General features: G+C 34.4%; 13 protein-coding genes. 2 read left to right on the forward strand and 11 right to left on the reverse strand.

Annotated elements, in window-relative coordinates; translation table 11 throughout:
- Positions 1-133 precede the first annotated feature (133 nt).
- From ACTT1L_RS00475 to ACTT1L_RS00485, 3 genes are all read right to left on the reverse strand, one after another.
- Positions 134-868 carry an N-acetylmuramoyl-L-alanine amidase gene (locus tag ACTT1L_RS00475; RefSeq protein ID WP_000135295.1) on the reverse strand — a complete coding sequence of 245 codons (735 nt, stop codon included), beginning with the start codon at positions 866-868 and terminating at the stop codon, positions 134-136.
- A 239-nt stretch (positions 869-1,107) separates the two neighbouring features.
- A complete protein-coding gene (locus tag ACTT1L_RS00480) occupies positions 1,108-1,557 on the reverse strand; it encodes a DUF6884 domain-containing protein (RefSeq protein ID WP_071741985.1) in 450 nt (149 codons plus the stop codon).
- A 20-nt stretch (positions 1,558-1,577) separates the two neighbouring features.
- The gene (locus tag ACTT1L_RS00485) at positions 1,578-2,783 is read right to left on the reverse strand and encodes a peptide ABC transporter permease (protein WP_071741984.1); all 1,206 of its coding nucleotides are present in this window, start codon (positions 2,781-2,783) and stop codon (positions 1,578-1,580) included.
- A gap of 161 nt (positions 2,784-2,944) precedes the next feature.
- Here ACTT1L_RS00485 and ACTT1L_RS00490 point away from each other — a divergent pair, with 161 nt between their 5' ends.
- A complete protein-coding gene (locus ACTT1L_RS00490) occupies positions 2,945-3,142 on the forward strand; it encodes a DUF4017 family protein (RefSeq protein WP_071741983.1) in 198 nt (65 codons plus the stop codon).
- A gap of 18 nt (positions 3,143-3,160) precedes the next feature.
- On the opposite strand, the gene ACTT1L_RS00495 is transcribed toward ACTT1L_RS00490, so the two are convergent.
- From ACTT1L_RS00495 to ACTT1L_RS00510, 4 genes are all read right to left on the reverse strand, one after another.
- Positions 3,161-4,807 carry a M3 family oligoendopeptidase gene (locus ACTT1L_RS00495; RefSeq protein ID WP_071741982.1) on the reverse strand — a complete coding sequence of 549 codons (1,647 nt, stop codon included), beginning with the start codon at positions 4,805-4,807 and terminating at the stop codon, positions 3,161-3,163.
- A 105-nt stretch (positions 4,808-4,912) separates the two neighbouring features.
- Positions 4,913-5,842 (reverse strand): manganese-dependent inorganic pyrophosphatase, encoded by a 930-nt coding sequence (gene ppaC / locus ACTT1L_RS00500; RefSeq protein ID WP_001992310.1) that lies wholly within the window; start codon positions 5,840-5,842, stop codon positions 4,913-4,915.
- 161 nt (positions 5,843-6,003) lie between these two features.
- Positions 6,004-6,669 (reverse strand): lytic polysaccharide monooxygenase, encoded by a 666-nt coding sequence (locus tag ACTT1L_RS00505; protein WP_318581718.1) that lies wholly within the window; start codon positions 6,667-6,669, stop codon positions 6,004-6,006.
- A 224-nt stretch (positions 6,670-6,893) separates the two neighbouring features.
- Positions 6,894-7,397, reverse strand: a complete 504-nt coding sequence (locus ACTT1L_RS00510; RefSeq protein WP_318581719.1) for a GNAT family N-acetyltransferase — start codon at positions 7,395-7,397, stop codon at positions 6,894-6,896.
- A 105-nt stretch (positions 7,398-7,502) separates the two neighbouring features.
- Here ACTT1L_RS00510 and ACTT1L_RS00515 point away from each other — a divergent pair, with 105 nt between their 5' ends.
- Positions 7,503-8,144 carry an HD domain-containing protein gene (locus ACTT1L_RS00515; protein WP_442821711.1) on the forward strand — a complete coding sequence of 214 codons (642 nt, stop codon included), beginning with the start codon at positions 7,503-7,505 and terminating at the stop codon, positions 8,142-8,144.
- Positions 8,145-8,211: 67 nt separating this feature from the next.
- Here the strand turns inward: ACTT1L_RS00515 and ACTT1L_RS00520 are convergent, their stop codons facing one another.
- The 4 genes from ACTT1L_RS00520 to dapA form a co-directional block, all read right to left on the reverse strand.
- A complete protein-coding gene (locus ACTT1L_RS00520) occupies positions 8,212-8,652 on the reverse strand; it encodes a carboxymuconolactone decarboxylase family protein (protein ID WP_442821712.1) in 441 nt (146 codons plus the stop codon).
- 30 nt (positions 8,653-8,682) lie between these two features.
- Positions 8,683-10,173 carry an alanine/glycine:cation symporter family protein gene (locus ACTT1L_RS00525; protein ID WP_434606124.1) on the reverse strand — a complete coding sequence of 497 codons (1,491 nt, stop codon included), beginning with the start codon at positions 10,171-10,173 and terminating at the stop codon, positions 8,683-8,685.
- 107 nt (positions 10,174-10,280) lie between these two features.
- The gene (locus tag ACTT1L_RS00530) at positions 10,281-11,765 is read right to left on the reverse strand and encodes an aldehyde dehydrogenase family protein (RefSeq protein ID WP_318581722.1); all 1,485 of its coding nucleotides are present in this window, start codon (positions 11,763-11,765) and stop codon (positions 10,281-10,283) included.
- Between the two features lie 18 nt (positions 11,766-11,783).
- Positions 11,784-12,680, reverse strand: a complete 897-nt coding sequence (gene dapA, locus ACTT1L_RS00535; RefSeq protein ID WP_434606129.1) for a 4-hydroxy-tetrahydrodipicolinate synthase — start codon at positions 12,678-12,680, stop codon at positions 11,784-11,786.
- Between the last annotated feature and the right edge of the window lie 12 nt (positions 12,681-12,692).

Here is a 12,692-nt window from a genome sequence, read left to right on the forward strand (position 1 = left end):
TGATACACAAAACCACCTTTCTGACAGGTGGTTTTGTGTACTAATTTACATATACATTGTTCATATTTTTATAGTTACATAATTATTAGTTACTTAATATACTTGTTAACTAAAAATAAGACAATTTTTCGTTTTATCTCAAGTACTCATAGTACCATTTACGTGCATCTAACCAAGCTGTAAATTTATCGATATTTCCGGACGGATAGCCATTCGTTATAGCATAACCAATGCCATCTTTCTGAACGACAATTTGTCCATCAATACCCGCATCAACCATCGCCTGAGCCAAAGCTTGTAAATTGCTAAATGCTACACCACCAGTTTTTACTTTGAGCAAGTCCGTTGCACCTCCTCCAGTTTGTCCTGTAAGAGCAAATACAATAGAATTAGCGATTTTATCAACATTCCATTTTGCCATGTCGGATTCATTATCAATAAATCCTAATTCAATAAGAATAGCCGGTGCTTTCGTTCCATTTAATACCGCTAAATCTGTACGTTGTTTCGCACCTCGATCACGCCATCCAATATCTTTTGCTAGTTGAGCTGAGATTTTAGCCGCCAAATCTTTCTGATCATAATACAAAACCTCAACACCCTGTCCATTTCCATCACTTGCATTAAGATGAAAAGAAATAACTAAATCCACAGCATGGGAATTGCTATTCCGAATGATATTATTTAAATTTTGTGATTGAGTTGTCCCTACCTCGTCCGTATCGTCATAAACCGTGTGTCCTAGGGACCTTAACTTAGTCGCCACAGCATCTTTAACTTGCCTATCTAGAACATGTTCTTTCCGATTCCCGAAATTAGCACCTTGAACAATACTATTGTGTCCTCCGTGCAAACTATATCTGGCCATTATTTATCAACATCTCCTTTCTTAATATCATATTCAAAACTTGTCTTATTGCTATTCCCACTTACAATCTTAACTGTACCCATACATCCTACATTTTCTAAAAGTGAAGGCAATTCGTTTTCGTTATAAAAAGTGGTGACACGAACAAAAAGCATCACCTTTTTGGCGATGCTTAAAAACTCTATTTTACGTTTTAATTCCCTAAAAACAGTTTAAGCTCATAGTGACCGAAACTATACTTATATTTCCTCCTCTTCCTTCACTGCCTCTTTCAACCTCTGCAACATATATCCAATTCCTTTACATCCTTCTAACGGATATGTAATCATTTCTTCTGGATATAGCTTTGTTACTACTTTTTTATGCTTTTTCCCTGCAAGTAAGACGATTTCGTCAAACTGTAGTAAACTTTTATCTACCATCTGTTTTTGTAATTGCTCTATACTTATTACCTTATCGCTCTTTGAATCAAACGCAAGATCATAGTTTTCTAGTACAATATCATTTGGCCTTAAAAATCCATGCTTCGCTGATAATATAACCCAATTCTCGAAAAACATAGTTGCATACGATTGACATGCTTTTCCGAACGGGCTAATATATACATCTTTTGCCTCCATCGGTCCGTAATCAGGATACTTATCCCAAATTTTCTTCTTTCCGCATGGAATTATGCATAACCTTTTCATCGTTTTTTCTTACCTCATTTCTAACTTTTTAAATATAAAAATATAGAACCCTCTACTTCTTCATACTCAGCTTCTATATCTCCAACCCCCAATACATTCCATCCATTATTTGTTTCTTTCGGTTTTTTGTTTATTTTGATATGAACTTTTGTCATATTTTTAAAATCTTCTTCAAAAGATGCTAAAACAGGCTGATTTATCATATATGTTTTATTATGTATACCTACACTTAAAAATGTTTTATGTAATGCTTTATTTCCGTTTAACTTTACATTCATTGGATTAAACGAATTTAATTTTATATTGCCTATAATATACAAATGATACCCCTTCTCCTCATAAAAGTGGTTGAAATCCTTATCTCTTTCGTCTTGAACAAAATGAAGGATTTGCTTCGTTTCTTTACTTATTGTAATTTCATTATTTAAACTCAAATCCACCTTTATATTTTGTTTTAAAAAAGCATATAACGATTTATCACTATTAAAGAAGCTTTTTTTCCATTCAGGTAGGACTTCATCTAATAATAAACATAAAAGCATTCCTGAGCTATAGCAGCTCTTTCTAATGTTACAATTAGCTTCATATGCATCTAAAATGAGTCCGCTATATTTTCGTAATGTGTCGCTTTCATCATTTTTACATACTGCATTGTAAGCATTCATTTCAACATACCAAGCAGGCCCCTCTATACTTTCAATCATATGCTCATATGTTATAAAATCTTCTCCCATAACACTAGCTCTTTGCTCTCTTAGTTTAATAAATTGCTTAATATAATTAATTTTCTCTTCTTGAGATTTACAATGAACAGCATCATATAAACAAATTCGTTCTTTATTTCGTAATTCTGTGTTTTCTTCTATTATAGGATATTGAAATCCTATAGATTCATTTGGAAATCTACTTTCTTTATTCAAATATTGATAACAATGAAAAAGTTCATGCACCACAATCGCAAGTAAACTTGCATAATCTTTATATCTATTCATATTCACGATAGCAGTTGGATAATCTTTGAATAGAATACAAGTATCACCTTTAAATTGTTCATCCCACTTTAAAACACTATACTCATCATTATCTTTCAAAAATAGAGGATGATGAAATACATACACATGCTCATCATCGTATAGTGCAAATGCAGCCCTCTTAAAACCAGGCCATAGCGTATTCAATAATTCTATACTTACATCTTTCTTTATTCGATTTAATATATTGTTCATTATATGTAACACCCCTATATCATTCTACATACACCTATTCTATTCCACTTAAAAACAACCCTTTTATTTACATAAATATTAGAAAAACATATTTGTTATCTCAAGCTATAATGTGTTATATAAATATACATGTGGTGATTTTCTGAAAAGGAGGTGAACAAATGAAAAATATACTCCCTGCACTAGTACTCTATATTATAATTTGCATAATCGCTATGATCGCTCCATCATCCCAAGGCTATAATCATATTGGCTGGAAATTGTTTGTTGGGCAAGCGTATGCTATACCTATTTTTCTCATTACAGCTATTATTACATTTTATATAAACAAGAAAAAATCTACGAATAAACAGTTATAAGGATAGCGAATGCTATCCTTATTTTAATTCATTGATCACATCCAAAATAACACTTGCAGTACTTTCTATCCTTTCTTCCGAAAAATCAAACGTGACACCTGTTTTTTCATATATTTCTTGTATAGATAAATTCCAATCTGCACTCGCACCTTCTTTAAAGAAAGCAATCGCTTTTTCTGGGTCTTCCCAGTAAATTTGAAACAATTGCATTGCTCCTATTTGTGCAATTGCATATTCAATTTTGTAAAAAGGAAACTGAACATAGTGAAAGGACTCTATCCAACTTGCACCGATTTCATCCTCTAATCCTGCAAGGTCGACTGTTGAATATTGATATCTTTTGCATAGTTCGGCGTATTTCTTATCACGTTCTTCTGATGTATGGTTTGGATTCGCATAGATCCAGTGCTGGAATACATCTCCTGCAATTGACGACATTAATAAAGACAAAGCACGATATATTTGTACGCGTTGCACTTCTTTATATTCATCCTCTTGCTTATAAAAAACATTCAGCTTATCCATTACTAATAACTCAAGACTGAGGGAATAAAGTTCAGCCACCTCTTCGCGCAGATATCTTTCCTGCATACTACTATCGTTTTTAAATTGTTTATAAAAATGAAATGCATGCCCCACTTCATGTATAAGTGCATTAATTGCATAAAATGAAGGACTAAAATTAGAATACACAAAAACCTCTTTACTATGAGGCAAGGTAAAACAAATAGCTCCTGGTGCTTTATTTTCACGTTCTTCTACGTCAATGCATCCAGCTTTCCTTATATGAATAAATTTCTCATAAAAATATAAATCTGTCTTTCGAAATATTTCTTCCACGCCATTTAATAAATCAATCACATTTTGGAATGGGACTTTTGGTAAATTACATGGAGAAAGATCCCAAGGGCGATACGTTTTTACACCGAGATTCTTTTTAGAAATACTCCCTAATTGTTTCCAGATTGGTACAACATACTTTTCTATAGATTCATGAAGCTTATAGCAATCTTCAATATTATAATCTCTGTTTTTTTGTTTACAAGCATATTCACTATAATTATTAAACCCTGCATTTAAAGCTATCTCATTCCGCAATTGTATAAGTTCATTCATAATACGATCCACTTCTGGTTTCACTGCACTCCTTGCTTCACATAAAGCGTACCAAGCTTTTTCGCGAATAGCTCTATTTGGGTTATCTAGCTTTGCTTTAACGTGTGCATACGTCTTTTGCTCGCCTTCCCAATTAATTGTTATGTTAGACATTATTTCTCTATACTTCGTAATGCACTCTTGCTCTTTAATAGAAAGAGCAATGTTTTTTTCATTAAACATTTTACTCTTTACAAATCTTGCTTTTTTCATAAATGCATATTTTCGCTCGTCTAATAAGTTAGAAAACGGACACTCTATAAATTTTTGGTCAAACTTTGCATTGTATCTTTTTAAAAGTGGTTGAATTGTATTTTGATTATACATATGTAAATCATGCATATTTCTGTTACCTGTATCTCTATACGTGGCGATTAAACTACTTGTTATCTTCTCTTCTATTTCAGCGTTTACACGCAATTCATCGAAAAGCCAATTTTCTAATTCTAAAACAGAAGTAATATTTCGCTCTAAAAGTGACTGTAATTTACTCTCCAAATCATTAAACATACACAACTCTCCTTTTAAAAATCTAATTTTCTGTTTTTTAGAGAAAGAAAAAGACAAGTAGCCAATCTGACTACTTGTCTTTTTGTTAAATCATACTCAATAATATTACGCTTGGAATGCTTCTGTTAATACTGGTACGATTTGTTTCTTACGAGATACAACACCTTTTAATGTAGCAGTATTGTTTTCTAGAGATACGTTGTATGCTTTCTCAACAATGTTTGCTGCTTTACCGATCGCAAGACCGACAGAATCGTTAGTTAAGATATCAGTTACAACGAATAAGAATAGGTCTAAACCTTTTTCTTCTACTACTGCAGAGATAACTTTTTCAAGTTCAGCTTGGTGTACAAGAACGTCATTTGTATCAACAGCGTTTACTTGTGCAATTTCAACTTTCGCATTACCCATTTGGAATTCTTTAGCGTCAAGAGAGATTAATTGCTCCATTGTTTTTCCGCTTAAGTCAGCACCAGCTTTTAACATTTCTAAGCCGTATTTGTCAGCATCTACACCAGCGATTTCCGCTAATTCACGAGCTGCTGCTACGTCTTGCTCTGTGCAAGTTGGAGATTTGAATAGTAAAGAATCTGAAATGATTGCAGATAACATTAAACCTGCAACTTCTTTACGAATTGTAATGCCGTTTTCTTTGTACATCTTGTTTAAAATTGTAGCTGTACAACCAACTGGCTCACAACGGTAGTAAATAGGATCGCTTGTTTCAAAGTTAGCAATACGGTGATGGTCAATAACTTCTAACACACGAACTGATTCGATATCGTTAGCACTTTGTTGACGCTCGTTATGGTCAACTAAAATAACGTTGTCCACTTCGCTTGCAACTGTTTCAACAAAACGCGGTCCTTCTACTTTAAAATAGTCTAATGCAAATTGAGTTTCACCGCTGATTTCGCCTAAACGTACAGGCTCAGCATTCATTCCTAATTCTTTTTTCAATTCTGCATAAGCAATTGCAGAACAAATTGCATCTGTATCTGGGTTTTTATGCCCGAAAACTAGTACTTTTTCCATGTTTTCCACCTCTTCATGAAAAGGATATCTTAAAGAAGCAAATATGACAATATTTAAAGCATAATTTTTTATAAATAATTGCACTTTCTTCTATATTTTTCATCGTTTTTCGTAAAAAAGATCATCTAAAATGAATTAGATGATCGAAATGTATACTTTATTTAAAATAAAGTAGGAACTTGCGCTATATGATTTAGCACGTTATTTGATGCTAAACCGTTATTTACAAGGTTAACATCTATAACTTGATAAAATGCATTTCCAGTATCTGCAATTTCCCACACAGCTAAAATAAGGTGATATCCATTTCTATCAGTTGGCACATTTGCTTCATGTGTTACGGAAGTTCCAGGTCTAGCTCCTCCATCATTTTTTACATAGAAAGGCACTAAATCTAAATCAGACCTCGTTAAAGGCTTATTTGGATTCCAATCTTTCTTCGTAATATAATATTTCCACTCTTTCGTACTATGAGGAGCCGTTAGTTTCCACTTGAATGTATTCGTCCCACCGTTTAACGTAACTTTCTTCCACCTATCTACAGTCTGTACATCTAAAGCAGGGAAATGGCCAGCTCCTGCGATTTGACCATCCGAAGGTCCTAATTGCGGGAATCCACCTATTCCTTCTACACTTTGCGGCTCATATTGAATCGGACCGCAGTTTACATTTACCCCTTGCTTACATAAATAAGAACGGCTCGCTGGTGATTCTACGTATCCATGAGCTGAAGCTTTTTCTGAAAAACCGAAAGTTAACAATCCTGTAAGTAATATCCCACCACTTAATATAACTTTCTTCACCTTCTGTAAACCTTTCGTTTTCATCTCGTCATCCCCTTTCCCATAATAAAGCGAAAATAACTATAGTTGCCTAGTCATCTTCTCTACATCCATTATAAGTCGAGGAACATTATGAAAAGAACCCTCTAAAAACTTTCTCAAATTCAATTAGCACATTAATTAAATTCAAATAACACCGCTAGAGAAATATAGACGGTGTTAAAAATCAAACTTTATTATTTTAAGCATGACAGCATTTTAATCATCACTTATAAAAATTTATAATAAATAACTGTGGCATCTAAATTACCATTTGGAGAAATTGCGTATTCTGGTATTTTTCCAGCTTCTTGATAATCTAATGATTTATACAATTTATTCGAAGGATCTCCTTCTCTAGTATCTAGCACTAAAAGAGTCCTGTTTTCTTGCTTCGCTCGTTCCTCTGCTTTGCGCATAAGTGAACGTCCAATGCCATTACGTCTAAAGTTTGTATGAGTCATTAACTTACAAATTTCAGCTCTATGAATCCCATTAGGCTTTGTAACTAAATGTAATTGAATACTCCCTGCCACTTCATTATTTATTTTAGCAACATATAAGATCACTTCTGGTGCTAAAACAGTTTCCCAATATTTCGCTGATTCTTTTTGATCCAGTGGAGGTAAAAAACCAATTGACGCCCCATCATTTACAACCGTTTTCAAAAGTTCAGAAAGCTCTTCCATATCATCATTTATTTTCTTAATCTCTTCAATTACTAAATTTTGCATTACTAATCCCCCTTTTGTTTCATTGTACCAATTTTTAAAGCAGGAATAATGATATACTAAGATGAAATTCTTTAAAACATGATTTTTTAGGGAAAGGATAACGATATGAAATATATAGTAGATAGAACATATGCAAAAGAATTACTCGAATGGGCATATGAACAAAACCCCGGTCCTTGGTTTGAACATTCAATAAATGTTGCTCAGGCAACTGAAAACATAATTATAGAACTTATTAAACATGGGTATAACCTAGATGCTGATATAGCATATAATGCTGCCCTTTTGCATGATATCGGAAGATACAAAGGTTTTACCAAATCGGTCATTCATTCCTATGATGGTTATATGTATATGAATGATTTAGGGTATACAGGAAACGCTGTTATTTGTGTTACACATTCATTCCCATGCAAAAATGAACATATAGATATCGCAGCGGAGTGGAGTCTCGTTCCTGATCATATGAGAATCCAGTTAGTTGAAATATTGATTGAACATTGTAACTACGATTTATACAATAAAGTAATTACTCTTTGTGATGCTCTTGCTGACGCGGATGGTTTTACTACGCTGGAAAGAAGATTGATTTCCGTTGGTTTACGTCACGGTACAACGTCTCATACATCATTACATTGGAAAGGGTTTTATGCAATTAAGAAAGAATTAGAAGCTTTAATCGGTAAAAGCATATACACAGTTCTTCCTGATGTAGAGAATTCGATTTATGAAGATATAAAATATTAAAGTGAATACAAATGTAATTTCACATAAAAAACGTTTTAAACATAAAGTTTAAAACGTTTTTTTCTATTCAATGCTTATGATTTTTCAGTTCTGTTAAACACTCTTGCACTAAAGTTACCGCTTGACTCATTGCAGCTCCACCAGCAAATGCTGCTGATACACCACACGCTTCCAGAATTTCTTTATCTGAACACCCTTGATCAAGACACCCTTTTGTATGATAAACGGTACAATATTCATCTTGCGTTGCTAGACTAATTCCTAATGCAATAAGTTGTTTTTCTCTTTTTGTTAAAGAACCCTCTTGAAAACAAGCTTGCGTGAATGCATTAAATGTTTCAGCAATTTCAGGAATTTGGTTTGTAAAACTACCGATTCCTTCTTTATAATGATGTAGAACGTCATTTACTGAACTATGATATTGTTCGTGTTCCATCTTATTATTACCCCCATTCAAATTATCTGTACCTACTGTAGTATGTGATGAAAAGAAGGCAATATACCTCATTCAATAGAATGAATATTCAGTTTATTTAAGCTACAGTTTCAGACTATCATCCACTACCGCTTGTTCTTTAACGTTTTTTCTTTGAACCTCTTTACTTCTTTCTTCCCAAAATGTTAAACCTTCAATTCCTACATTTTTAGGATCAAATACTGGATCTTTCCCTTCTTTTTTCTGCGCTTCATAATCTTTTAACACTTTTAATGCGATTTTACTTAATAGTAGAATCGCAATTAAGTTTAACCATGCCATACTACCAATTCCTAAATCCCCAAGATTCCATAAAAGCGACGCTGATTCTATGCTACCGATGTAAACCATAATTAAAAATCCAATTTTCAAAACTGGTTTTAACCAGCTATATTTAAGCTCACGATCTAAATAAGTAAGTGTCGTTTCAGCGATATAGTAGTATGCGAGTAAAGTTGTAAATGCGAAGAAGAAGATTGCGATTGAAATGAATAATGGACCAAACCCAGTCATAACAGTTTCAACTGCTTGTTGTGTATAGATTGGACCAGCATCAACATTCCCTATATTTTTTACAATAGCGCTTTTCCCTTCCGGTATAACATTATACATACCTGTTATTAAAATCATAAGAGCTGTCGCTGTACATACGATAATTGTATCAATGTATACAGAAAAGGCTTGAACTAACCCTTGTTTTGCTGGGTGAGATACTTCAGCCGCAGCAGAGCTATACGTCGCTTCTCCAACGCCAGCTACATTTGAAAATACGGCGCGCTTTACGCCCCATGCGATTGCTGCACCAACGATTCCACCAAACATTTCATTTACACCGAAAGCACTTGAGAAAATTAAAGCGAACATACTTGGAATTTCTGTTACATTCGCAATTAATACGATACATGTAACAATTACATAACCAATTGCCATAAATGGAACGAGCATTTGAGAAACGCCTGCAATTCTCTTTACGCCACCAAAAATGATTGCTGCTAATAATATGACTAACAATATACCAGTTATATATTTGCTAATCCCATTAGAGTTTTCGAATCCAACTGCGATACTACTAGATTGAATACCTGGTAATAAAACACCATATGAAAGTGTTACAACGACTGCTACAATGATTGCAAACCATTTCATGTTTAAGCCTTTTTCAATGAAATACGGTGTACCACCGCGATATTCATTTCCAACTTTACTTTTATATACTTGAGATAATGTTGATTCAACAAATGCACTAGCTGCTCCTAATAGAGCCATTACCCACATCCAAAATACAGCTCCCGGCCCGCCAAAAGCGATAGCTGTCGCGACCCCTGCAATATTACCTATTCCAACCCTACCTGATAAAGCTAAACAAAATGCTTGAAAGGATGATATTCCCGTTTCTGAGCTCTTCCCTTCAAATAATAGTTTAATCATCTCTTTAAAATAACGAATTTGAAGAAAACGAGTTGCAATTGTAAAATACACACCTGCTCCTAACGCGAAAACAACTAAACCAATACTCCACACTTGCCCTACTAACCACTCTACTAATTGCTCCATCCAAATCCCCCTTATCATTCTTTAGAACACTATTTTATATATAAGAAAACGGACAACTATTATTAAAACTTCCAGTTGTCCGTCTATCTCATTATTTCATCTCTCTATTACTTTATATTTACCCAAACACTTTTCACTTCTGTGTAATTATCAAGCGCATATGAACCTAACTCACGGCCGATACCAGATTGTTTAAATCCACCAAATGGTGCCGCTGCATTTTCTAAGTTATAATCATTAATCCATACCGTTCCTGCCTTTAATTTATTGGCAACTTGATGTCCTGTTTTAATATTTTGTGTCCATACGCCTGCAGCGAGTCCGTAAGAAGAGCGATTTGCTCTTTCGATTACTTCTTCCGTTGAATCAAATGGAAGTACAACGACAACTGGACCGAAGATTTCTTCCTTAACTATCGTCATATCGTCAGTAACATCTATGAATACGGTTGGCTGTACAAAATAACCTTTTTCAAATGCACGTTCACCACCAGCAGCAACAGTCGCGCCTTCAGCTTTTCCTTGTTCAATGTAATGTAGTACACGCTCTTGTTGCTTTTTAGATACGAGAGGACCCATTTCCGTTTCCTTCTCCATACCTGCTCCAAGTTTCACGTTATTCGCCATTTTTACTAGTTCATTTACGACTGTTTCGTAATGTTTTCGGTGAACGAACACGCGAGATCCAGCACTACAATTTTGGCCGTGATTATACATAATACCTTGGAATGCACCGTTAATCGCTTCTTCTAAATCAGCATCTTCTAAAATGATATTTGGTGATTTACCACCAAGTTCTAACGTTACATGTTTAATTGTTTCTGCAGATTGACGCATAATATATTTTCCTGTAACTGTTGAACCTGTGAAGGCTACTTTATCAATATCATGATGGTTTACAATTGCAGCTCCCGCTTCAGGGCCGAAACCTGTCACAAAGTTTACAACACCATCTGGAAAACCTGCTTCTTTAAAAAGTTTCGCTGTATATAATAACGATAAAGGAGTTTGCTCTGCTGGTTTTAATACGATCGTACAACCTGTTGCTAGTGCAGCTCCCATTTTCCAAGAAGACATAACGAGCGGAAAATTCCAAGGAATAATTTGACCTATAACACCAACAGGTTCATGGCGTGTGTAATTTAAGTAATCTTTTGAAATCGGAATGGTTTGCCCGATAATTTTCGTAGCCCATCCCGCATAATAGCGATAATTTTCTACAGTCGCTGCAATATCATCATCCAGTGCTACTTGATATGGTTTCCCGTTATCTAAAGCTTCTAACTGCGCCAATTCTTCTCCATGCTCTTCAATTAAGTCTGCTAATTTATAAATAAGATGTGCTCTTTCAGCAGTAGTCATTTCTGCCCAAGGTCCTGATTCAAATGCAGATCTTGCCGCTTTTACTGCGACATCGATATCCTCTTCTTGTGCTTCGCATACGATAGCTAAAATATCTTCAGTTGCTGGATTGTATGTCTCAAATGTCTTTCCACTAATGGAAGGAACAAATTCACCATTAATAAACATTTTAATTTCTTCATTTAAAAACGCTTTCACTTTTGGTTTTAGTTCAATGTTTTTCGTTAACATTTATGCTCTCCTCCTTATTTAAACAGCTGCATGAGCTGCAATTTTTGAAATAATCGTTTGAAGTTTTTGATCTTCTTCTTCAGTTAATCCGAGTCTCGGATAACGTGAAGGTCCTCCAGCTTGCCCGTGTAATTCCATTGATCGTTTCACGATTTGTACATATTTTCCTGACCCTTCAAGAAACTCACAAAGAGGTAAAATAGCGTCGTTTATTTCCCAAGCTTTTTCTAATTCACCATTTTGGAAATGCTCATACATTTTTGTAACAAGTCCCGGTACGATATTACCTGCTACTGAAACCCAGCCCGTCGCACCAACTAAATAAGATTCCATAACTAAATCTTCAGATCCACAGAATACTTGAAAAACACCTTCGCCTTGTCTTACTAAATCTCTTGCTTTTCGAATATCTCCGCTAGATTCTTTAATATGTGTAACATTTTCACATTCTTTTCCAATACGTAACATGATGTCTGTACTCATATCAACACCAGATGTAAACGGGTTATTGTATAACATAATTGGTATATTTACTGCATTTGAGATTTCTTTAAAATGAAAATAGATTTCCTCTTCTTTCGGTTTACAATAATACGAATTTATAATTAATGCACAATCCGCTCCATGCGCTTCTGCATGTTTCGTATATTCAATCGTCTCTTTCGTCGTCTCCGCAGCAGTTCCAACAATAACTGGTATACGACCATCAACTTCTTTTAATACTGTTTCTACCATTTTAAATCGTTCTTCTTTTGATAAACTCACAAACTCTCCTGTGCTTCCATTAATAATAATGCCAGCCACTTTTTGCTCAATAAAGTAGTTTACGTTTTGTTTTACACCGTTCCAATTAATCTCTTGAAACTCATCCATCGGTGTGATTAATACTGGAAATGCCCCTTTAATACTTTTCATATTTATCTCTCC

It is taken from the genome of Bacillus sp. FH (genome assembly GCF_052216825.1).
Taxonomy (GTDB): Bacteria; Bacillota; Bacilli; order Bacillales; family Bacillaceae_G; genus Bacillus_A; species Bacillus_A paranthracis.